The sequence below is a fragment of the Streptosporangium sp. NPDC053982 genome, assembly GCF_055585205.1.
In genome coordinates this window covers 346,330-366,670 of the sequence record NZ_JBVJKQ010000005.1, presented here as the reverse complement: position 1 = coordinate 366,670, position 20,341 = coordinate 346,330, and the positions used below count along the sequence as shown (strand labels likewise).

18 protein-coding genes are annotated in these 20,341 nt (G+C 74.4%); 13 read left to right on the top strand and 5 right to left on the bottom strand.

The features are described 5' to 3' along the window. Positions 1-28 precede the first annotated feature (28 nt). Complete coding sequence (locus ACZ6W9_RS11330) at positions 29-676, top strand: DedA family protein (RefSeq protein ID WP_389967687.1); 648 nt, start codon at positions 29-31, stop codon at positions 674-676. Positions 677-795: 119 nt separating this feature from the next. On the opposite strand, the gene ACZ6W9_RS11325 is transcribed toward ACZ6W9_RS11330, so the two are convergent. After that, positions 796-1,722: an SDR family NAD(P)-dependent oxidoreductase gene (locus tag ACZ6W9_RS11325; protein ID WP_389967689.1), complete on the bottom strand. Its 927-nt coding sequence runs from the start codon at positions 1,720-1,722 to the stop codon at positions 796-798. A gap of 86 nt (positions 1,723-1,808) precedes the next feature. Between ACZ6W9_RS11325 and ACZ6W9_RS11320 the strand changes: the two genes are divergently transcribed. The 7 genes from ACZ6W9_RS11320 to clpB all read left to right on the top strand — a co-directional run bounded on the left by ACZ6W9_RS11320 (position 1,809) and on the right by clpB (position 9,907). Continuing rightward, positions 1,809-2,354: a TetR/AcrR family transcriptional regulator gene (locus ACZ6W9_RS11320; RefSeq protein ID WP_362944764.1), complete on the top strand. Its 546-nt coding sequence runs from the start codon at positions 1,809-1,811 to the stop codon at positions 2,352-2,354. Positions 2,355-2,580: 226 nt separating this feature from the next. Beyond that, the gene (locus ACZ6W9_RS11315; protein WP_362944711.1) at positions 2,581-3,186 is read left to right on the top strand and encodes a YflT domain-containing protein; all 606 of its coding nucleotides are present in this window, start codon (positions 2,581-2,583) and stop codon (positions 3,184-3,186) included. A gap of 291 nt (positions 3,187-3,477) precedes the next feature. Next, positions 3,478-5,397, top strand: coding sequence for a molecular chaperone DnaK (gene dnaK / locus ACZ6W9_RS11310; protein WP_362944713.1), 1,920 nt, complete (start codon positions 3,478-3,480; stop codon positions 5,395-5,397). Then, positions 5,390-6,013: a nucleotide exchange factor GrpE gene (locus tag ACZ6W9_RS11305; RefSeq protein WP_362944715.1), complete on the top strand. Its 624-nt coding sequence runs from the start codon at positions 5,390-5,392 to the stop codon at positions 6,011-6,013. The genes dnaK and ACZ6W9_RS11305 overlap by 8 nt, the downstream gene beginning before the upstream one ends. Continuing rightward, a complete protein-coding gene (locus tag ACZ6W9_RS11300; protein ID WP_362944717.1) occupies positions 6,010-7,002 on the top strand; it encodes a DnaJ C-terminal domain-containing protein in 993 nt (330 codons plus the stop codon). Before ACZ6W9_RS11305 ends, ACZ6W9_RS11300 begins: the two co-directional genes overlap by 4 nt. Further along, complete coding sequence (locus tag ACZ6W9_RS11295; protein WP_362944719.1) at positions 6,999-7,319, top strand: chaperone modulator CbpM; 321 nt, start codon at positions 6,999-7,001, stop codon at positions 7,317-7,319. Before ACZ6W9_RS11300 ends, ACZ6W9_RS11295 begins: the two co-directional genes overlap by 4 nt. Continuing rightward, positions 7,301-9,907: an ATP-dependent chaperone ClpB gene (gene clpB / locus ACZ6W9_RS11290; protein ID WP_389967693.1), complete on the top strand. Its 2,607-nt coding sequence runs from the start codon at positions 7,301-7,303 to the stop codon at positions 9,905-9,907. The genes ACZ6W9_RS11295 and clpB overlap by 19 nt, the downstream gene beginning before the upstream one ends. Before the next feature lie 63 nt (positions 9,908-9,970). Here the strand turns inward: clpB and ACZ6W9_RS11285 are convergent, their stop codons facing one another. Both ACZ6W9_RS11285 and ACZ6W9_RS11280 read right to left on the bottom strand, forming a co-directional pair. Then, the gene (locus ACZ6W9_RS11285) at positions 9,971-12,322 is read right to left on the bottom strand and encodes a helix-turn-helix transcriptional regulator (RefSeq protein ID WP_389967695.1); all 2,352 of its coding nucleotides are present in this window, start codon (positions 12,320-12,322) and stop codon (positions 9,971-9,973) included. A gap of 166 nt (positions 12,323-12,488) precedes the next feature. Then, positions 12,489-13,229 (bottom strand): GntR family transcriptional regulator, encoded by a 741-nt coding sequence (locus ACZ6W9_RS11280; protein ID WP_389967697.1) that lies wholly within the window; start codon positions 13,227-13,229, stop codon positions 12,489-12,491. A 123-nt stretch (positions 13,230-13,352) separates the two neighbouring features. Here ACZ6W9_RS11280 and ACZ6W9_RS11275 point away from each other — a divergent pair, with 123 nt between their 5' ends. Continuing rightward, a complete protein-coding gene (locus ACZ6W9_RS11275) occupies positions 13,353-14,213 on the top strand; it encodes an inositol monophosphatase family protein (RefSeq protein WP_470117500.1) in 861 nt (286 codons plus the stop codon). A 76-nt stretch (positions 14,214-14,289) separates the two neighbouring features. On the opposite strand, the gene ACZ6W9_RS11270 is transcribed toward ACZ6W9_RS11275, so the two are convergent. After that, positions 14,290-15,543: an FAD-dependent oxidoreductase gene (locus ACZ6W9_RS11270; protein ID WP_470117498.1), complete on the bottom strand. Its 1,254-nt coding sequence runs from the start codon at positions 15,541-15,543 to the stop codon at positions 14,290-14,292. Positions 15,544-15,609: 66 nt separating this feature from the next. Between ACZ6W9_RS11270 and ACZ6W9_RS11265 the strand changes: the two genes are divergently transcribed. Beyond that, the gene (locus ACZ6W9_RS11265) at positions 15,610-16,086 is read left to right on the top strand and encodes a MarR family winged helix-turn-helix transcriptional regulator (RefSeq protein ID WP_470117497.1); all 477 of its coding nucleotides are present in this window, start codon (positions 15,610-15,612) and stop codon (positions 16,084-16,086) included. 31 nt (positions 16,087-16,117) lie between these two features. After that, positions 16,118-16,747 carry a YigZ family protein gene (locus ACZ6W9_RS11260; RefSeq protein WP_470117495.1) on the top strand — a complete coding sequence of 210 codons (630 nt, stop codon included), beginning with the start codon at positions 16,118-16,120 and terminating at the stop codon, positions 16,745-16,747. Positions 16,748-17,074: 327 nt separating this feature from the next. Here the strand turns inward: ACZ6W9_RS11260 and ACZ6W9_RS11255 are convergent, their stop codons facing one another. Continuing rightward, complete coding sequence (locus ACZ6W9_RS11255) at positions 17,075-18,079, bottom strand: RNA polymerase subunit sigma-70 (protein ID WP_389967707.1); 1,005 nt, start codon at positions 18,077-18,079, stop codon at positions 17,075-17,077. Positions 18,080-18,417: 338 nt separating this feature from the next. Between ACZ6W9_RS11255 and ACZ6W9_RS11250 the strand changes: the two genes are divergently transcribed. Further along, positions 18,418-19,056, top strand: coding sequence for a DedA family protein (locus tag ACZ6W9_RS11250; RefSeq protein ID WP_389967709.1), 639 nt, complete (start codon positions 18,418-18,420; stop codon positions 19,054-19,056). Positions 19,057-19,158: 102 nt separating this feature from the next. Next, positions 19,159-20,328 (top strand): sensor histidine kinase, encoded by a 1,170-nt coding sequence (locus tag ACZ6W9_RS11245; RefSeq protein ID WP_389967712.1) that lies wholly within the window; start codon positions 19,159-19,161, stop codon positions 20,326-20,328. Positions 20,329-20,341: the final 13 nt, after the last annotated feature.

Genomic DNA, 20,341 nt, shown 5'->3' with positions numbered 1-20,341 from the left:
GCGGCATCGGACCAATAGGGTGGCATCCATGCATGTCGACGCGTTGCTCCAGTCGATTCCGCCGCTGTGGGTCTGCCTGATCGTCGGGCTGGTGATCGGGGTGGAGAGCCTGGGCATCCCGCTTCCGGGGGAGATCGTCTTGGTCAGCGCCGCGCTGCTGGCGGCCAAGGGGGTCGTCGACCCGGTGTGGGTCGGCGTCTGCGCCAGTGCCGGGGCGATCGTCGGCGACTCGATCGGCTACGCCATCGGCCGCAAGGGGGGCCAGCCCCTGTTCGACCGGCTGGGACGCAGGTTCCCCAAGCACTTCGGTCCGGAGCACATCTCCAGGGCGGCGCACTACTTCCACCGCTACGGCATGTGGACGGTGTTCTTCGGCCGGTTCATCGCGTTGCTGCGCATCCTGGCCGGGCCGCTGGCGGGCGCGCTGCGCATGCCGTACTGGCGGTTTCTGATCGCCAACGTGCTGGGCGGGATCGTGTGGGCGGGCGGCACCACCGCCGCGGTCTACTCGGTGGGCCGGGTCGCCGAGCAGTGGCTCAAGGGCTTCTCCTGGGTGGGGCTGGCCGTGGCGGTGCTGTTCGGCCTGGCCACCACGGTTTTCATCAAGCGGCGGGCCACCAGGGCGGCCGCGGAGGCGGCCGAGGGGGAGCACGGCAAGGCGGTCGGCGCCTCCTGAGCCGGACCGGCCGGGGACGTCTTCCGGATTTCCCGGGGCTTTCGGTTCTCCGGGGCCGGTGCGGCGCGGACGCCGCGTCGCATCGGCCTTTCCCGGGTCTCACGGGGTGATCCCGGCGGTCAGGGGCGTCCGGCGAGGTCGCCGTTCAGGTAGCGGACGCCGGTCGCGTCCTCGGACAGCCGCCAGAGGCGCTCGGCCAGGGCGGGGTCGTCGGCGGGCGGGACGAGCGCCTCGAAGTGGATGCGGGGGTCCGTGCGGCGGCTGGAGAAGCCGAGGAAGCGCCCGGTCCGTGCCTCCGGGCTCGTGGCGGCGAACGCCAGCGGCAGCGCGCCCTGTTCCGCCGGACGGCTGAACAGCGGCTTGACGACCGCGAGCACCGCCTTCTGGGCGAAGCCCCGGGCGTTGTCCTGCATCGGAGTGGAGGCCATGCCCGGGTGGGCGAGGAAGCTGCGCACGGGGCTGCCCGCCCGTCGCAGCCTGCGGTCCAGCTCGGCGCCGAAGAGCAGGTTCGCGGTCTTGGACTTCACGTAGGCGACGCCGGAGGAGATCGGGCGTTCGGCGGTGAGGTCCTCGAAGTCCGTGCGGGGGCGCACGCGGCGGTAGAGGTTCGAGCCGACGGTGACCACGCGCGGGTCGTGGTCCGGGCGGAACAGCTCCAGCAGCAGGCCGGTGAGGGCGAACGGGCCCAGGTGGTTGACGGCGAAGACGTTCTCGTACCCCTGGGGTGTCGGGGCGGGCGTCCGTACGCCGATGCCCGCGTTGTTGAGCAGCACGTCGATGCGGCGTCCGTCGGCGTGCATGCGGTCGGCGAGGCGCCGCACCGAGTCCAGGTCGGCCAGGTCGACCTGGCGGACCTCGATGTCGCCCCGCAGGCCGGCGCGGACGCGCTCGCCCTTGGCGGGGTCGCGTACGGCCATGATGACGCTCGCGCCGCGGCGGGCGAGCCGGTCGGCGACCACGAGGCCGAGTCCGCTGCTCGCGCCGGTGATCAGTGTCGTCCGGCCGCTCTGGTCGGGGATGTCGTCGAAGGACCAGGTCAATGCCATGTTCGCCGTCCCGGGTTCGAGTTAGGGGATAGATTATCCGTTTCAAGGTACCACGCTAGCGGATGGTTTATCCTCTTGGTGTGACAATGCGTGCCGACTCCGCCCGCGTACGGGCACGGATGCTGGCCGCCGCGCGCGCACGCGTCGCCGCCGGTGACCTCGAACTGCCGCTCAACGCCATCGCCAAGGACGCCGGCGTCGGCGTCGGAACGGTGTACCGGCACTTCACCGGCCGCCAGGCGCTGCTGGAGGCGCTGGCGGCGGACGGCTACCGGGAACTCGTCGCGGCGGCCGCCGCGGCCGCCGCCGATCCGGACATCGCGGGCGGCCTGCGCGACCTGCTGCGCGCCGCCCTGCGCCACCAGCTCACCGACCCCGCACTCGCCGAGGCCCTGTCGACGCCCGAGTGCCGGGGCGCGGAGACCCTGGCCCTGGCCGGCGAACTCCAGGCGCTGTCGGCGCGCGTGCTCGACCGCGCCCGCGCGGCCGGGGTCGTCCGCGCCGACGTCGTCCCGGACGACGTGCGCCGGCTGACGTGCGGGCTGCAGCACGCGATCCGCGGCGGCGAGGACGAGGACGGCGTCGTGACCGACCGCTACCTGGAGATCCTGCTGCGCGGCCTCCGGCCGTAGCCCCCGGGACGGGCCGGCCGCCTCCGGACCCGCCCGCCCACAGGCCGCAGGCCACAGGTCGCGGGCCGTGAGCCGCGAACGGTGGGCTGCCGGCTCCGGGTAGTGGGGGTCCGCCCGCCGTCTCGCCGCTTGCGGGCCGTACCCGGCGTCCGACTACCAGGTCTGGGGATGTGGCGTCGTCGCGGCCCGGTCACGGTGGGTGTACGACCTATCTGAGGAGGGCCACATGCGACCCGCCGAGACGCCGCCCGCCGCCCGCGAGCCGGTGGCGAACTACCGCACCTACGCGGAGGCCCAGCGTGCCGTGGACTACCTGTCGGACCAGAAGTTCCCGGTCGAGAACACCTCGATCGTCGGGGTGGACCTGCGGCTCGTGGAGAAGGTGCTCGGACGGCTGACCTACTTGCGCGCGGCCGGGATGGGCGCGGCGTCGGGCGCCTGGATCGGGCTGCTGGTCGGACTGTTCCTGGCGATCTTCGTTCCCGGGCGGTCCGGCCTCCTGCTGATCTTGTGGGGCCTGATATGGGGTGTGATCGCCGGCGTGATCTTCGGCCTGGTCGGTCACGCGCTCACCGGAGGCAAGCGCGACTTCGTCTCCTCCAGCGAGCTGATCGCCGACCACTATGAGGTGCTGGCCACGGCGCCGCACGTCGTCGAGGCGCGCAGGGTCCTGGAGACGATGTCCCCGGGCGGGGCGTCGGTCGGGACGATGCCGCCCGGTTCGGCCACGCCCGGCGGGAGTGCTTCCCCTCCGGTGTCCGGGGGGATGCCCCCGGCGTCGCCCGGGGCTCCGGGGACGATGCCGCCCGGCGCCGTCCCGCCGCGCCCCTGAGACGGAGCCATTGAGACGGAGTCCTTGAGACAGAGGTCCTGAGAGGGGCCCGGAGGCGAGGGGCCCGGGACGGGGCACGAGAGGGCGTTCCCGGGATCGCGCCCCCACGGACGGCCTCTCCGGGGCGGCGTCCCCGTGACAGGCCGGCGGCGGAACCGCCGGAACCGTCAGGTCTGAGGATGTGGCGGCGGGCCGTACGGGGCGAACGTGGGCCGCATGGGGTGAGACCCGGCCCCGCGGCGGCCCGTGGGGCGCCCGCCGGAGGTCAGAGCGCACTCGTCGGAGGTCAGCATGGCCAAAGCAGTCGGGATCGACCTGGGGACCACCAACTCGGTGATCGCCACGATGGAGGGCGACACGCCCACGGTCATCCCCAACGCCGAAGGGTCACGGACGACGCCGTCGGTCGTGGCCTTCACCCCCGAGGGCGAGCGCCTGGTCGGGCAGCTGGCCCGGCGGCAGGCGATCCTCAACCCCAAGGGGACGATCTCCTCCGCCAAGCGGTTCATCGGCCGCCGCTACGACGAGGTCTCCAGCGAGATCAACGCCGTCTCCTTCGACGTGGTGTCCGGCCCGGACGGCGCGGTCCGCTTCGACGTGCGCGGCAAGCTGTACGCGCCCGAGGAGATCGCCGCCCAGATCCTGCGCAAGCTCGTCGACGACGCCTCGAAGTTCCTGGGGGAGAAGGTCACCGAGGCGGTCATCACCGTCCCGGCCTACTTCAACGACTCCCAGCGCCAGGCGACCAAGGACGCGGGGAGGATCGCGGGCCTGGAGGTGCTGCGGATCATCAACGAGCCCACCGCGGCGGCGCTCGCCTACGGCCTGGACCGCAAGGAGAACGAGACCGTGCTGGTTTTCGACCTGGGCGGCGGCACGTTCGACGTCAGCGTGCTGACCGTCGGCGAGGGCGTCGTCGAGGTACGGGCGACCGCCGGTGACACCCACCTGGGCGGCGACGACTTCGACCGGCGCATCGTCGACCACCTGGCCGACGAGTTCCAGCGCGACACCGGCATCGACCTGCGGGAGGACCCCCAGGCGCTGCAACGGCTGTTCGAGGCGGCGGAGAAGGCGAAGGTGGAGCTGTCGGCCGTCACCCAGACGCAGATCAGCCTGCCGTTCATCACCGCGGACGCGAGCGGGCCCAAGCACCTGAACACCACGCTGCGGCGGGCGACGTTCGAGGAGATCACCGCCGACCTGCTGGAACGGTGCCGGGGGCCGGTGGAGCGGGCCATGTCCGACGCCAGGCTCACCGCGGCCGACGTCGACGAGGTGATCCTGGTCGGCGGCTCGACCCGGATGCCCGCCGTGCAGGAGCTGGTGCGCCGCATGACCGGCGGTAAGGAGCCCAACATGACGGTCAACCCCGACGAGGTCGTGGCGCTGGGCGCCGCGGTCCAGGCGGCCGTCATCAAGGGCGAGCTGAAGGACGTCGTCCTGCTCGACGTGACCCCGCTGTCGCTGGGCATCGAGACCCTCGGCGGGATCATGACGAAGGTCATCGACCGCAACACGACGATCCCGGCCCGCCGTACCGAGGTGTTCAGCACCGCCGAGGACGGCCAGAGCGCGGTGGACGTGGTGGTGCTGCAGGGGGAGCGCGAGCGCGCCGCCGACAACCGGGTGCTGGGCCGGTTCCGGCTGGAGAACATCAGGCCCGCGCCGCGCGGTGAGCCGCAGATCGAGGTGACCTACGACATCGACGCCAACGGCATCCTGAACGTCTCCGCCCGCGACAAGGACACCGGCGCCGAGCAGCGCATCACGATCAGCGAGAGCTCGACCCTCGACCAGGGCGAGATCGAGCGGATGGTGCGCGACGCCGAGCAGCACCGCGACGAGGACCGGCGGCTGCGCGAGGCGGTCGACGCCCGCAACGCCGTCGACAGCGCCGCCTACCAGGTGGAGCGCCGCCTGCGGGAGCTGGGGGACGCCGCCCCGGTGCACGAGAAGGCGCGGGCCGACATGCTCGTCACCGAGGCCCGCGAGGCGATCGAACGGCAGGACACCCCGCTGGAGCGGCTGCGGTCGCTGGCCGAGGACCTGCGGCAGGTCTACCAGGGCCTGAGCACGGCCGGGGCCGGGGCGGGGCCGGGGGCCGGCACGGGCACCGCCGGGGCCGGCGCGGCTGCGGGCGCCGGTGCGGGCACGGGTGCGGGCGGGGACGAGGACGTCATCGACGCGGAGTTCACGACCGATGAGTGACCCGCCGGAGTGGGAGAGGACCGCCGCGGGGCCGTCCGCGGACCGGGCGGCGGGTCAGGACGCCGGTCACAACGCCGGTCACAACGCCGGTCAGAGTGCTGATCAGGACGCGGTCCGGGCCGGGGAGCGGGCCGGAGGGCCGGCCGCCGGAGCGGAGACCGGGGCGGAGGCGGAGGCGGCCGGGCTGCGGGCCCGGGTCGCCGAGCTGGAGGACCTCTGGAAACGCGCCCTGGCCGACCTCGACAACCTCCGCAAACGCGTCAGCCGCGACGCCGGGCGGGTCCGGCTGGAGGAGCGGGCGAGGGCGGCCGGGGAGTGGCTGCCCGTGCTGGACAACCTGGAACGGGCCCTGGAACACACCGAGGGCGACCCCGCCTCCCTCGCCGCGGGCCTGCGGGCGGTGCTGCAGCAGGGCCTGACCGTCCTCACAGATCTGGGGTTCCCACGCCGGGACGACACCGGGGAGACGTTCGACCCGGCCCGGCACGAGGCGGTGGCGGTGGTCCCGCGTGATGACGTGCCCGCCGGGACGGTCCTCGCGGTCGTGCTGCCCGCCTACGGCGACGGCGAGCGGCAGCTGCGGCCCGCCCAGGTCGTGGTCTCCAAGGCGGAATGATGCCGCCCGCCCGCGACTTCTACGAGATCCTCGGCCTCCCCAGGGGAGCGGGGCAGGAGGAGATCCAGCGCGCCTACCGCAGGCTGGCCCGGGAGAACCACCCCGACGTCAACAAGGACCCCGCGGCCGAGGACCGGTTCAAGGACATCGCCGAGGCCTACAGCGTGCTGTCGGATCCGGCGACCCGCCGCCGCTACGACGCCTTCGGACCGGAGTTCCGCCAGGTGCCCGAGGACGTGGACCCGGAGACCTGGGCGCGCGCCAGGGCGGCCCGCGCCGGGCGGGGCACCCGGGCGGGCGCCGGTGGCTTCGGACCGGAGGGCTTCGGTCCCGGCGTGGAGTTCGGCGAGGACATCGACCTCGACGACCTGCTGCAGGGGCTGTTCTCCGGGCGGGCGGGCCGCGCCGGGCGGGCGGGCCGCACGGGCCAGGCCGGCCGGGCCGGCCGGGGCTGGGGGCCGATCCCGGGCGCCGACCAGGAGGCCGGGATCGAGCTGACCGTCGAGGACGCCTACCGCGGCGGCCGCCGGTCCATCGCCGTGGGCGGCCGTACCCTCCAGGTGGACATCCCGCCCGGGGTGACCGACGGGCAGCGCGTACGGCTGGCCGGGCAGGGCGGCCGGGGCACCGGCGGCGCGCCGCCGGGCGACCTCTACCTGGCCGTCTCCATCGCGCCGCACCCCCGCTACCGGGTCGAGGGGCGCGACCTCCACGTCCGGCTGCCGGTGGCCCCGTGGGAGGCGGCGCTCGGCGCGGCCGTCGCCGTCGACACCCCCGGCGGCGAGGCCAAGGTCAAGGTGCCGGCGGGCACCTCCAGCGGGCGGCGGCTGCGACTGCGCGGCCGGGGGATGCCCGACCCCCGCGGCACGCCGGGAGACCTGTTCGCCGAAGTGCGGATCATGGTCCCGCCGCACCTGTCGGATGAGGAGCGCGAGCTGTTCGAGCGGCTGGCCGCCTCCTCGTCCTACGACCCGAGGAGGCGGCGGTGACCTACGCCCTGGCCCGTCCCCGGCGGCTGGACCTGGAGACCTTCGCCCGCGCCGCGGGCGTCCACCCCGATCTGCCGCGCCGCCTGGTCGTCCTCGGCGTGCTGCAGGCCCGCACCGACCCGTCGGGGACCCTGTGGTTCGAGGAGTCCCAGCTGCGGGCCATGGCGCGGATCCAGCGGCTGCGCGCCGGATTCACCCTCAACTACGCCGCCCTCGGCCTGGTGATCGACCTGCTCGACCGGATCGCCGAGCTGGAGGCCGCCGCCCGCACCCGTTCCCGGCCCGTAGGAGGCACGCCGTGGATCTCAACCGGCTGACGCAGAAGTCGCAGGAGGCGCTGCACGACGCGCAGACCGCCGCCTTGCGCCACGGCCACCAGGACGTCGACGGCGAGCACCTGCTGCTGGCGCTGCTGGACCAGTCCGACGGGCTGGTGCCCCGGCTGGTCTCACGCGCCGGAGCCGACCCCGCGCGGCTGCGGGAGGAGGTGGAGGCCGAGCTCCTCCGCCGCCCCCGGGTCGCCGGGCCCGGCGTCGAGCCGGGCCAGATCCGGGTGACGCAGCGGCTGTCGCGCCTGCTGGAGACGGCCAGGCGGGAGTCCGACCGGCTGAAGGACGAGTACGTCTCGGTCGAGCACCTCCTGGCCGCCCTGCTGGAGGAGGGGCCGGAGACCTCCGTCGGGCGGCTGCTGGCCGCCCAGAGGCTCGATCGGGAACGTCTCCTGCGGGCGCTCACCGAGATCCGCGGCCACCAGCGGGTCACCTCCGCCATGCCGGAGGCCGCCTACGAGGCGCTGGCCAAGTACGGGCAGGACCTGGTGGCCGCCGCCGCCTCCGGGCGGCTGGACCCCGTCGTCGGCCGCGACACCGAGATCCGCCGCGTCGTCCAGATCCTGTCGCGCAAGACCAAGAACAACCCGGTGCTGGTCGGCGACCCCGGCGTCGGCAAGACGGCGATCGTCGAGGGACTGGCCCAGCGGATCGCCGACGGCGACGTGCCCGAGGGACTGCGGGACAAGACGATCTTCAGTCTCGACATGGGGGCTCTGGTCGCCGGGGCGAAGTACCGGGGCGAGTTCGAAGAACGCCTCAAGGCGGTGCTCACCGAGGTCGCCGCGGCCGAGGGGCGGATCCTGCTGTTCGTCGACGAGCTGCACACGGTCGTCGGCGCCGGAGCCGCCGAGGGCGCGATGGACGCCGGGAACATGCTCAAGCCCATGCTGGCCCGCGGCGAGCTGCACCTGATCGGCGCGACCACCCTCGACGAGTACCGCAGGCACATCGAGAAGGACGCCGCCCTGGAGCGGCGCTTCCAGCCGGTGATGGTCGACGAGCCGTCGGTGGAGGACGCCATCTCGATCCTGCGGGGCCTTCGCGAGCGGCTGGAGGTCTTCCACGGGGTGACCATCCAGGACGCCGCGCTGGTGGCCGCCGTCGTGCTGAGCCACCGCTACATCTCCGACCGGTTCCTGCCCGACAAGGCCATCGACCTGGTGGACGAGGCGTGCGCGATGCTCCGTACGGAGATCGACTCGATGCCCGCCGAGCTGGACGAGCTGACCCGCAGGGTGACGCGGCTGGAGATCGAGGAGGCCGCGCTGAGCAAGGAGGAGGACGCCGCCAGCGCCGCCCGCCTCGCGGAACTGCGCGGGGAGCTGTCCGGCCTGCGCGCCGAGGCCGATGCGATGCGCGCCCGATGGGAGGCCGAACGGCAGGCGCTGCGCCGGGTGCAGGCGCTGCGCGAGGAGATCGAGCGGGTCCGCACCGAGGCCGAGCGGGCCGAGCGCGACTACGACCTCAACCGCGCCGCCGAGCTGCGCCACGGCCGGCTGCCCGAGCTGGAACGCCGGCTGCGCGCCGAGGAGGAGAGCCTGCGCGCCAAGCAGGACGCCGGGCGGCTGCTGCGCGAGGTCGTCACCGAGGACGAGATCTCCATGATCGTCGCCCGGTGGACGGGCATCCCGGTGAGCCGGCTCAAGGAGGGCGAGCGCGAGAAGCTGCTGCACCTGGACCAGGTGCTGCACGAGCGGGTCGTCGGCCAGGACGAGGCGGTGCGGCTGGTGGCCGACGCCGTCATCCGGGCCCGCTCCGGCATCAAGGACCCGCGCCGGCCGATCGGGTCGTTCATCTTCCTGGGGCCGACCGGCGTCGGCAAGACCGAGCTGGCCAAGGCGCTGGCGGAGGCCCTGTTCGACACCGAGGACAACATGGTCCGCGTCGACATGAGCGAGTACCAGGAGCGCCACACCGTCAGCCGCCTGGTCGGCGCGCCGCCGGGATACGTCGGCTTCGAGGAGGGCGGGCAGCTCACCGAGGCGGTGCGGCGCAAGCCGTACTCGGTGGTGCTGTTCGACGAGGTGGAGAAGGCCCACCCCGACGTCTTCAACACCCTGCTGCAGGTCCTGGACGACGGGCGGCTCACCGACGCCCAGGGCCGGACCGTCGACTTCCGCAACACCGTGCTGATCATGACGTCCAACATCGGCTCGATGCACCTGCTGGAGGGCGTCACGCCCCAGGGGGAGATCAAGCAGGACGTGAAGGAACGGGTCATGGGGGAGCTGCGCGGGCACTTCCGCCCGGAGTTCCTCAACCGCGTCGACGACATCGTGGTCTTCAAGCCGCTCACCATGGAGGAGATCGAGCACATCGTCGACCTGATGTTCACCGAGCTGCGGGTGCGCCTCGGCGAGCGCGGCATCCGGCTGGAGCTGACCGCCGAGGCGCGCCGCCACATCGCCGAGCGCGGCTACGACCCGGTGTACGGCGCGCGGCCGCTGCGCCGGTTCATCTCCCGGGAGGTGGAGACCCGCATCGGGCGGGCGCTGCTGACCGGGGACGTGGGCGAGGGCACGGTGGTGCGGGTCGGCCTGTCCGGCGGGGAGCTGGCCGTCTCCTTCGGCTGACCCGGCTCGTGCCCGGTCTCCGGCGGCGGCCGCGGAGCCGGCCGGCGACCGGGAGCCGCCGGGTCAGCGCCCGTCCGGACCCGCGGCGGACAGGGCGGCCAGCCTGGCCAGCTCGACCCTGGAGCGGACGCCGAGCTTGCGGAAGATCTGGCGCAGGTGGAAGGCGACGGTGTGCTCGCTGACGAACATCTGCTCGGCGGCCTGCCGGTTGGTCAGCCCCTGGGACACCAGGTCGCAGACGGCGCGCTCGGTGGCGGTGAGGCTGGACCAGCCGGAGTCGGGGTGGTCGACGCGTTCCCAGTGGCGCCGCCGCTCGCCCAGCTCGCGCAGCCTGCGCCGCACCCGGGCCGCGTCGCGGCGCGCGCACACGCCGTCGTAGCCGGAAAGGGCGCCGTTCAGGGTCGCCACGGCCGCGTCGCGGTCGCCGGGGACGGCGCCCAGCAGCACGCCTAGGTCCTCGGCGGCCGAGGCCCTGGCCCACGGGTCGGCGTACCCGGCGGCGGCCCGGCCCAGCGCCGCGGGATCGCGGTCGCGCAGGCCGCGGGCGTGGACGGCCGCCACCGGCGGGCCGGGCAGGCAGGGGTTGCGCCCGGCCAGGTCCTCGGCGGCGGCCGCCACCGCGTCGGCCCGCCGGCCGTCCCCGGCGGTCAGGGCGGTGCGCACCAGCCACGCCGCCGCCGCGGGCTCATCGGTCAGCACCCCGGTGTGCCCGGCCAGGCCGTCGTAGAGCCCGCCGAGCGGCGCCATCGCGGCCTCCGCCCCGTCCCGCGCCTCGATGATCCGCCCGGCCGCGAGCTCGGCGCGCAGCCGCCCGTACGGCGTGCCCGGCGCCCGCGTGGCCCGGCCGGAGGCGAGGGCCCGCGCCGCCCGCGGCAGGTCGCCCGCGCGCAGCGCCGCGGTGCCGAGCGCCGACAGCGCCAGGCAGGCCAGGTCGGGGACGTCCAGGCCGACGGCGGCCGCCAGCGCCGCCTCGGCCCGCTCGGCCGCTTCGCCGGGCCGGCCTGCGGCGAGGTCGAGCCGGGCACGTAGCACCAGGACCGCGGCGGCCCACGCGGGCCGGTCCGCCGCCTCGGCCGCGGCGTTCGTGGCGGTTTTCTCCGCCTCGTCGAGCAGCCCCAGGTCGATGAGCATCGCGGCCAGTACGGCCCGCGGCTGGGGATCCCGGGGGCCGGGGGTCCGGGGGGGCGCCTCGGCGGCCTCGCGGGCCAGTTCCAGGCCGCGTGAGAGGCGGCCCTCGTCCCAGGCGAGCAGCGCGGTCACCGGCGCGGCGGGTGCCGCGAGGCGCTCGGCCTGCCGGCGCAGTGCCTGCCGTACCGGGGGCGGGACCGTCTCCAGGACCGACCGCCACAGCAGCTCGTGGCGGAAGGCCAGCTCCTCGGGCGTTGCCACCAGCAGCCCGGCGGCCAGGGCCTCGTCCAGGGCGGGAAGCAGCGCGGCCGGGGACTCGCCGAGCAGCTCGGCGGCGTAGGACGGGCAGAAGGACCGCCCGAGCACCGCGACGGCCTCCAGCAGGTGGCGCGTCCGGGGGCTCACCTCGTCCAGGCGCCGCCGGACCGCGGTGTGCAGCCTCCGGGGCAGCACCCCCGCCGCCGGGCCGCACCCGGCGGCCCACGAAAGCTCCGAAGACCCCGCAGACCCCGTCGTTCCTCTGAGGCGCGCGGTCCCCCCGGGCTCCGCCGTCCTTCGGGACTCCGCCGTTCCCACGGAGCCGGCCACGCCGGCGTCCACCAGGACGGCGCCCTCCTCACGCAGCCCGGTCAGCAGCGCCAGCAGCAGCGCCGGGTTTCCGGCGGCCTGGGCCGTCAGCGCCGTCAGCTCCGCGTCCGGCGCGGCGCCCAGCGCGTCGGCGGACACCCGCGCCGCGGAGACCCCGTCCAGCGGGCGCAGCGCGATCCGGGCGGCCCCCTCCTGCTCCAGCAGGCCGAACAGCCGCGCGCCGTCGTCGTCGCCGGTGGCGCGGCGTGCCAGCAGCCACGCCAGCGGGCGGCCGGCCAGCCGCGCCGGCAGCGTCCGCAACGCCATGAGCGTGACGGGATCGGCCCACTGCAGGTCGTCGAGGGCCACCAGCAGCGGCCCGGCGGCGGCGCGCCGTTCCAGCGTGGTGCGCACCCGTTCGGCCAGCCACATCAGCAGGCCCGGCTCCCCGGGGAAGGCGCTCCGCGCGACCGCGGCGCGGGTGGTGGCCTCCTCCAGCGCCGACAGCAGTGGCGCCAGGGGCATCATGCGTTCCAGCTCGTCGGCCCGGCCGGCGGCGACGTCCGTCCCGCGGGCGGCCGCCGCTGCCGCCGCCTCGGCCAGCAGGAGGCTCTTGCCGATCCCCGGTTCGCCCTCCACCAGGAGCACGTGCGTCCCCGGACCGGCGACGCCCTCCAGCAGGCGGAGCACCTCCGCCCGCTCGGGCTCCCGGCCGCGCATCGGCGTTCCCAGCGTCTCCGGAATCGCAGGTCACCTCGAGATCACCTCGCGGCACGCGGCCGCTCTCCCATGAACCGGTTCCTGCGCCCCGGACCATCCGGAAAAACCCATTTAGATGGATGAATACCCAGATCAATGGTCTTTTTGCCGGAACAGGACCGGGCCGTCAGCGCTCGATGAGCGTGACCTCCAGGGAGTAGCGCGAGGCGCGGTAGACGTGGGAGCCGTGCTCCACCGCCCGGCCCTGGTCGTCGTAGGTGGTGCGCAGCATCGTCAGCAGCGGGGCGCCGCGCCGCTCGTCCAGCAGCCTGGCCTCGGCCGCGGTGGCCGCCCGCGCCCCCATCCGCTGGTCGGCAACGCGCATCCGCACCCCCGCCGCGCGCAGCAGCTCGTACAGGCCGCGCTCGGCGAGCCGCTCGGCGGTCAGCGGGGCGACCCCGGCGGGCAGCCAGTTGCGCAACAGCGCCAGCGGCGCCCCGGCGGCGTAACGGATGCGCTCCAGGCGCAGCACCTCGGCGCCGGCCGGGAGGCCGAGGGCCGCGGCGACGTCCGCGCCGGCCGGGACCGCCTCCAGGGCCAGGACCCGGGTGGCGGGCTCCTGACCGGCCTGGCGCAGGTCGTCGTAGAGGCCGGTGAGCTCCACCGTACGGTTGACCCGGCCGTGCACGACCTGGGTGCCCACGCCGCGCTTGCGCACCAGCAGGCCCTTGTCCACGAGGTACTGGATCGCCTGGCGGACCGTCGGCCGCGACAGGCCCAGGCGGCCGGCGAGGACGATCTCGTTGTCCAGGCGCGTCCCCGGCGCCAGGTCGCCGCGCCCGATGGCGTCGGAGATCTGCTGGGCGACCTGGAAGTACAGCGGGACCGGGCTGGATCGGTCCAGCTCGATGCCGAGCTCGGCGCTCATGCCGCCCTCCCGTGGACGTCTTCCTGATCGGGGTGGTGGACATCAGGATGTCATGACCAATTCCGCCTCCGGGGCCTCGGGGGAGTCCGTGCGGAGTGAAAGCGGCATATCAGGGAAAATGGGATGACCACCGCGGGTGCCGAAGGCCGGCGCGGCCCGCAGACGCCGCTGGAGGATTCGATGGACCTGAGCACCTCGCGCGAACTGTGCGACGTCGCGGCGGAGGCCGCCCGCGCGGTCGGCGAGCGGCTCCGCAAGGCGTTCCGGTCCCGGCCCGAGGTCGAGACCAAGCGCGACTTCCACGACCCGGTGACCGAGCACGACCGCGCCGCCGAGGAGACCATCCGGGAGGTCATCTCCCGGCGTTTCCCGGACAGCACGATCATCGGGGAGGAGGGCGGCACCACCGGGTCGGGCGAGCTGCGCTGGTACGTCGACCCGATCGACGGGACGGCCAACTTCGCCGCCGGGCTGCCGTTCTTCTGCGTGTCGGTGGCGGCCGCCGTGGGGGAGGAGCCGGTGGCGGGGGTGATCTACGACCCGGTGCGCGACGACGAGTTCCGCGCCGACCTGGGCGGCGCCTGGTGCAACGGCGTACGGCTGCGCAGCCGGGGCGCGGCGGGGGATCGGGAGGCGATGCTGCTGAGCGGCTTCCCCACCGCCGGTGACGTGGCCGCCGACCGCCAGGGGTCGCTGGAGGCGTTCGGCCGGATGCTGGAGGCGTTCGCCTCGGTGCGCCGGCCGGGCAGCGCCGCGCTGAACCTCGCGCACGTCGCCGCGGGCTGGGCGGACGTGGCCTACGGCTCGGGGGTCAAGCCGTGGGACGTCGCGGCGGGGGTGCTGCTGATCCGGCAGGCCGGCGGCGTCTACCTGCCGCTGGGGGAGTCCCTGTTCGCCCCCGGCGGCTACCTCGCCCACGTCGGCGGGTTCGACCTGGCCGGCTCGGTCATGGCCGAGGTGTGCCGCCCCGCGCCGACGGCGTAGGCCCGGCGCGGGAACGGCCGTCCCCCTTTCCGGGGACCCCTCCCGGGACCGGGCCTCTCCCGGAGCCCGGTGACGGTCAGGGAGTTCGGGGGCGGCGCAGGAACGGCCGTTCCCTGGAGGCGGCCACCGCCGCGAAGCCGTGGCGGAGCATGGCCGACTCGTACTCGGCGACGGCCGTCTCCAGCGGCACGCCGTGCCGGGCGGTGAAGACCAGCGCGTGGCGCAGGAGCCCGGCGTCGCGTAGCGCGACGTTGGCGCCCTCGCCCCGGCCGGGGGACATGGTGTGGATCGCGTCGCCCAGCAGGGTCACGCCGGGCACGTGCCACGGCTCGACGGGCCGGGCGGAACGCAGCCGTACCGGGAAGGGCGCCTCGCCCTCCTCGACGAGGCGCCGGACGGCGGCGGGCCGGTCGCGGATCAGGTCCAGGGCGAGCCGGCGCAGGCCGGCCGGGTCCAGGCGCTCCGGCCGGTCCGCGCCGCCGGAGCCGTCCGGCGGGCGCGTGCCGCCGGGCCGCTCTCCCATGGAACCCGCCGAATCCGCCGAACCCGCCGGGCCCGTCGATCCCGCGGAGCCGGTGGAGATCGTCCAGGCGAGGTAGCCGGGGATCTCCGTCAGGCCCGCGGGGAGCGGGCCGCGGGTGCGGCAGGTCGCCACGGTCATTGAGACGCCGTCCGGGCCGGTCAGCGTGGCGAAGGCGTCCACGAGGGCCTCCGGGACCCACCCCGGGACGTCCTCGCCGACGAGGGTCCTGCCGTACAGCAGGGTGCCGAGCTCGTCGAAGGCCGCGCCGGGCGCCACGAACGGGCGGACCGCCGAGCCGGTGCCGTCGGCGCCGACCAGCAGGTCGCCGTCGGCGTGGGTGCCGTCGGCGAAGCGGGCGCGGATCCGGCCGTCGCCCAGCCGTTCCAGGCGCTGGAAGGCCGCGCCGAAGCGTACGGCGCCGTCCAGGCCGGTCAGCAGGATCTCGCGGAGGGTGAGCCGGTTGATCCCGAAGTACGCCGTCTCGTCGAGGCGGGGGAGGGGCTTGCCGAACAGGGGGTTCAGCCGGTGGTCCAGGGCGGTCAGGCGGGTGGCCTGCCGCAGGGAGGCGGCCAGGCACAGGCCGAACAGGTGCTCGGGCAGGCATTCGCGCAGGGCACGGGTGCCGTCCGGTTTGAGGGAGATGCGGTAGCCCTGCCCGGTGGTGCGGGGGGAGTCGTCGCGTTCGAAGACGGTGACGCCGATCCCGGCCGTCGTCAGGCCCTGGGCCAGGCACAGGCCGCCGAGCCCGGCGCCGATGATCAGGACGTGCGGGGGTCTCCTCGGCGGTTCGGGGCGGATGTGGTCCATGCCGGGACGCTAACAGATAGCTGTCATGACAGTAAATGGCTGGACAGTTACCAGTAGCATGTCGGCATGGATCCCCGGCATCTGCGGCTCGTCCTCGGTGGCGGCTCGCTGGTCAACCAGGTGGGCCGCGAGTTGCGCGCGGCCGTCGAGGCCCGGCTCGCGCCGTTCGGTGTGACCGCCCAGCAGGCGGCGCTCCTGCTGCACGCGGCCCGGGGGGAGGCGGGTCCGGGCCGGCTCGCCGCCGAACTGGGCACCGACACCGCCGGGATGACGAGGCTGCTGGACCGGCTGGAGGCCAAGGGCCTCGTCCGGCGGCGGCGCAGCCCGGAGGACCGCCGGGCGGTCGTCGTCGAGGTGACGGCGGAGGGGCGTGAACTCGTCCCGGCGCTCGCCCCGGTCTTCGGCCGGGTCGCCCGCCGTCTGCTCGACGGGTTCTCGGCGGATGAGGTCGAGCAGCTCACCGGTCTGCTGGGCCGGATGCTGGCCAACCTGGACGCCGGATCTCCGGGCGGCGACGGGAATCCACCGGAGACCCTTTATTAATCTACATTGTAAAGGCGACTAGTCTGATCCGATGACCCAGCCGTACCTGACCGTGGAAGACCTCGCCGAGCACGAGACGGAGGTCAAGCGATCGCGGTTCCTGTGCGCGGTCGCCCCAGCGGGTTCGGAGGAGGCGGCGCGGGAGTTCGTCGCCGGGCGCAGGCGCTCCCACGGCGACGCCACCCACAACTGCTCGGCCTACGTGATCGGCGGGGACCGGGGGATCCAGAGGGCCGACGACGACGGCGAGCCCGGCGGCACCGCCGGCACGCCCATGCTGGAGACGCTGCTGCGCCGGGGGTTGTCGGACGTGGTGGCGGTGGTGACGCGGTACTTCGGCGGGGTGAAGCTGGGTGCGGGCGGTCTGGTGCGGGCCTACGGCTCGTCGGTGGGCAAGGCGCTCGATCGGGCCCGTCTGGTGGAGATGGTCCCGGCGCGGCTGGTGGCGGTGAGTGTGGACCATGTGCGGGCCGGGCGGCTGGAGAGCGATCTGCGGGGCTCGCCGTACGAGGTGCGGGAGGTGGGGTACGGGGCGGGGGTCCGGTTCACGGTCGCGGTGCGGGAGGCGGACCTGCCGGTGTTCGGTGACTGGGTGGCCACGCTGACGGCGGGCCGGGCGGAGGTCGAGGAGGGGGAGGCGGTCCATCTGCGGGCCGGGTGACGCGCGGGTGGCGGGGACGCGGTGGCGCGGTGAGCGGGCCCGGCGCTGCATCCGTGTGGCCAGGCGTTCGCGAGGGTGAGGTCGAGATCCGGCCGGTGGTGTCCGAGCCCGCCGGGTGCGCTGTTCCGGGTCCGGGACGTGGGGACCGCCCGCGGAGCGGATCGCGCACCGATCAGGTTTCCGCGCCGCGCCCGTCTGTACGTGTGAGATCGACTCACGAGAGGCTGCACGATGCGGAAACTGATTTTCGCCATGAACGTCACCCTCGACGGCTACATCGCCGCGCCCGGCGACTCGCTGAAGATGGGACGACGGTGACGGGTCCGATCACAGCGTCGAGGGCAGGCCCAGCCATGGTTTGCCGGTGGCGTCGAATCCGGTGAGCTCGGCGATCCTCCCGTCGACGATGTGCAGGACCGCGATGTTCAGCAGGCGGTGTTCCGGGCCGCCGGGGGTGCGGAGGTACAGCGCGGCGGCGGGCATGCGGTTGACCGTCGTGGCGATGCAGCGCCAGTCGTCGTGGCCGCGCTGGAAGAGCCCGCCGGAGATCCAGCCGTCCACCGCGTCCTCAGCCGTGAGGATCAAGGTGCCCGGCTCGGGCAGCATCGCGAAGCGCAGGTCGTCGCGCAGCAGGGCCATCAGGCCGTTGAGGTCGTTGCGCTCATGGGCGTCCATGTACGACCTCACCACGCCGCGCTCGTCATCCGACAGCTCGTGCGTGGCGGGGCTCCGCCAGTCGAGGCGGCGGCCGGGCAACCGCTCGCGCATCGTCACGCGCGCCCGCTGCAGCGCGCTGGTCACCGATGCGACGGTCAGATCGAGGGCGTCGGCGGCCTTCGACGCAGGCCAGCCGAGGACGTCGCGCAGGACGAACACCGCCCGCTGCCGCGGTGGCAGGTGCTGGACGGCGGCGATGAACGCCAGCTCGATCGTCTCCCGCGCCACCACCGATTCCTGCGGGTCCTCCGGGAGCATCCGGTCCGGGTAGGGCTGCAGGTGGCGCACTTCCGAGTCCGCGTCCGGAAGCTCGGCGGGCACGGGTGTGCGGTCGTTGCGTTTGTCCAGGAAGTCGAGGCAGGCGTTCGTCGCGATCCGGTACAGCCAGGTCCGCAGCGCGGCGTGGCCCTTGAAAGACTCCCGTTTGTTCCACGCCCGCAGGAACGTCTCCTGCGTCAGGTCCTGGGCGTCCTCATAGTTGGCGAGCATCCGGTAACAGTGCACCTGCAGCTCACGCCGGTGGCGCTCGGTGATGAGCGCGAACCGTGCCGCGTCGTTCGAGCGGGCCGCCGCGATGAACGCGGCCTCGTCGCCTGGCAGTCTGGTGTGGGTCATGGTGGTCGATCCTTCCGTGGGTGGCGAGGGGCCACCAGAACTGACGACGTGGCGGGGGATTTCTGAGCGGTGAGAACGAGGCCCTCACCGCCGGATTCGCGGGCTTGTTCCTCACCGGGCGGATCCAGCCGGCCGACGGCCTGGGCGTCGACCGGCTCGGCCACCTGGAAGATGTGGGATGGATCACAGGGTTCGCCGGAACTTTTCCGGTGGAGGTGCGGCCGGGCCGGTCGGCGCGGGGCTGTGGTTTTCCGCAGCCTCCGGGTGCGGCCGGGCCGCGGTGGGCGGGTGGGTCTCCGCATTCTCGCGGGTGCGCGGGGCTTCGTAGGGTTCGGGTCATGAGCACCTCAACGACTGTCGATGGAGTCGCCGGCTGGGCGATCGGCCTGATGGAGACCCTGGGAGCCCCGGGGGCGGGGCTGGCGATCGCGCTGGAGAACCTGTTCCCGCCGTTGCCGAGCGAGGTGATCCTGCCGTTGGCGGGGTTCACCGCGAGCAAGGGGGACATGTCGCTGTTCGAGGCGATCTTCTGGACCACGTTGGGGTCGGTGGTCGGGGCGGTGGCGTTGTACGGGGTCGGGGCGTTGCTGGGGCGGGCGCGGGTGGTGGCCATCGCACGGAGGTTGCCGCTGGTGGACGTGTCCGACATCGAGAAGACGGAGGCGTGGTTCGCCCGGCATGGCCGTAAGACGGTGTTCTTCGGGCGGATGATCCCGATCTTCCGTAGCCTGATCTCCATTCCGGCGGGGGTGGAGCGGATGCCGGTTCCGGTGTTCCTGGTGCTGACGACGCTGGGCAGTCTCATCTGGAACACGGTCTTCGTGATGGCAGGGTATCTGCTGGGGGAGAACTGGGATCTGGTGGAGGGTTACGCCGGGGTTCTGTCCAAGGTGGTGCTGGGCGCGGTGGCGCTGGCCGCGGTGGTGTTCGTCGTGGTCCGGGTGCGGCGCCGGGGCAGGCACCACGCGGAGCGCTGAGGTGGGCGCCGAGGTGGCCGCCGTGGCGGGCGGGGCGGCGGCCGGGTCGCGGCCCGGTCGCTCCGGCGGTCCTCCGGCCGTCGGCGGAAGAGCGGCACGGCGGTGAGTGTGGCGGTGGACGCGGCGGGCGCGGTGGTCCGGGCGGCGCGGGTGCTGGCCGGGATCGCCCTGGGGGTCCCGGCGGCGGTGGTGCAGCTGCTCTTCCTGCTGGTGGCGGGGCCGCTGCTGTGGGTGCCCCGGGCCCGGAAGGGCGTGCTGGCGGTGGCGGTACGGCTGGCCGGGATCGAGGTCTGGCGGCTGGAGCTGCTCGGCGGGGCGGAGGCCGCCGGGGGTGCGGGGGGCCGGTCCGGCGGTCACGACGGGCGGCGGGCGCTGCGTTATCTGGCGTTGCGCTGGCCGGTCGGGGTGCTGGGCGCACTGGTGCTCACGCTGCTGGCCGCGGGGGTCTCCGTGGCGGTGCCGCTGGCCTGGAGCTGGAGCCGGGGTGAGCCGTTCGACGGCATGACGCCCAGTGTCCTTCTGGTGTCGTACGCCTCGGTGGCCGGGGTGGTGCTGCTGTTCCTTGAGGTCACGGGCCTGATGGGGGTGGCGGCGCTGGAGCGGCGGCTGGCGCGTTCGGCGCTGGGACCCAGCCCGACGGAGCGGCTGGAGCGGCGGATCGCCGAGCTGGCCGAGACCCGGTCGGGGATCGTGGCGGCGGTCGACCAGGAGCGGCGCCGTATCGAGCGTGACCTGCACGACGGGGTGCAGCAGCGGCTGGTGGCGCTGGCCATGCTGATCGGCCGTGCCCGGCGGGGCCGATCGCCGGAGATGCTGGAGGAACTGCTGCGCCAGGCGCACCGGGAGGCGCAGGAGGCGCTGGGCGACCTGCGGGAGGTGGCCTGGCGGGTGTATCCGGCGGGCCTGGACTCCCTGGGGCTGCGGGAGGCACTGGACACCGTCGCCGAGCGCGCCGGGGTGCCGGTGGAGGTCCGCTACGGCCTGGACGGGCGGCCGCCCGGCCCGGTGGAGACCGCGGCGTACTTCGTGGTCTGCGAGGCGGTCACCAACGCGGCCAAGCACGCGGCGGCGCGCTCGGTCACCGTGGAGGTCGTCCGGGAGGGGGCGGCGGTCGTCGTGCGGACGAGGGACGACGGGTGCGGCGGCGCGGATCCGGCGGGCGGGGGGCTTTCCGGCCTGGCCCGGCGGGTGGCGGCGCTGGACGGGCGGCTGGAGGTGGTGAGCCCGCCGGGCGGGCCGACGGTGGTGACCGCGAGGCTGCCGTGGGGGTGATCCCTTCCGGGAC

Excerpts from the sequence above, each read along its gene's own strand:
- ACZ6W9_RS11325 (WP_389967689.1), bottom strand. The coding sequence starts at position 1,722 with ATGGCATTGACCTGGTCCTTCGACGACATCCCCGACCAGAGCGGCCGG.
- ACZ6W9_RS11280 (WP_389967697.1), bottom strand. The coding sequence starts at position 13,229 with ATGAGCGCCGAGCTCGGCATCGAGCTGGACCGATCCAGCCCGGTCCCG.
- ACZ6W9_RS11285 (WP_389967695.1), bottom strand. The coding sequence starts at position 12,322 with ATGCGCGGCCGGGAGCCCGAGCGGGCGGAGGTGCTCCGCCTGCTGGAG.
- ACZ6W9_RS11300 (WP_362944717.1), top strand. The coding sequence starts at position 6,010 with ATGATGCCGCCCGCCCGCGACTTCTACGAGATCCTCGGCCTCCCCAGG.
- ACZ6W9_RS11250 (WP_389967709.1), top strand. The coding sequence starts at position 18,418 with ATGAGCACCTCAACGACTGTCGATGGAGTCGCCGGCTGGGCGATCGGC.
- ACZ6W9_RS11305 (WP_362944715.1), top strand. The coding sequence starts at position 5,390 with ATGAGTGACCCGCCGGAGTGGGAGAGGACCGCCGCGGGGCCGTCCGCG.
- dnaK (WP_362944713.1), top strand. The coding sequence starts at position 3,478 with ATGGCCAAAGCAGTCGGGATCGACCTGGGGACCACCAACTCGGTGATC.
- ACZ6W9_RS11330 (WP_389967687.1), top strand. The coding sequence starts at position 29 with ATGCATGTCGACGCGTTGCTCCAGTCGATTCCGCCGCTGTGGGTCTGC.
- ACZ6W9_RS11255 (WP_389967707.1), bottom strand. The coding sequence starts at position 18,079 with ATGACCCACACCAGACTGCCAGGCGACGAGGCCGCGTTCATCGCGGCG.
- ACZ6W9_RS11320 (WP_362944764.1), top strand. The coding sequence starts at position 1,809 with ATGCGTGCCGACTCCGCCCGCGTACGGGCACGGATGCTGGCCGCCGCG.
- ACZ6W9_RS11260 (WP_470117495.1), top strand. The coding sequence starts at position 16,118 with ATGACCCAGCCGTACCTGACCGTGGAAGACCTCGCCGAGCACGAGACG.
- ACZ6W9_RS11275 (WP_470117500.1), top strand. The coding sequence starts at position 13,353 with ATGACCACCGCGGGTGCCGAAGGCCGGCGCGGCCCGCAGACGCCGCTG.
- ACZ6W9_RS11265 (WP_470117497.1), top strand. The coding sequence starts at position 15,610 with ATGGATCCCCGGCATCTGCGGCTCGTCCTCGGTGGCGGCTCGCTGGTC.
- ACZ6W9_RS11270 (WP_470117498.1), bottom strand. The coding sequence starts at position 15,543 with ATGGACCACATCCGCCCCGAACCGCCGAGGAGACCCCCGCACGTCCTG.
- ACZ6W9_RS11315 (WP_362944711.1), top strand. The coding sequence starts at position 2,581 with ATGCGACCCGCCGAGACGCCGCCCGCCGCCCGCGAGCCGGTGGCGAAC.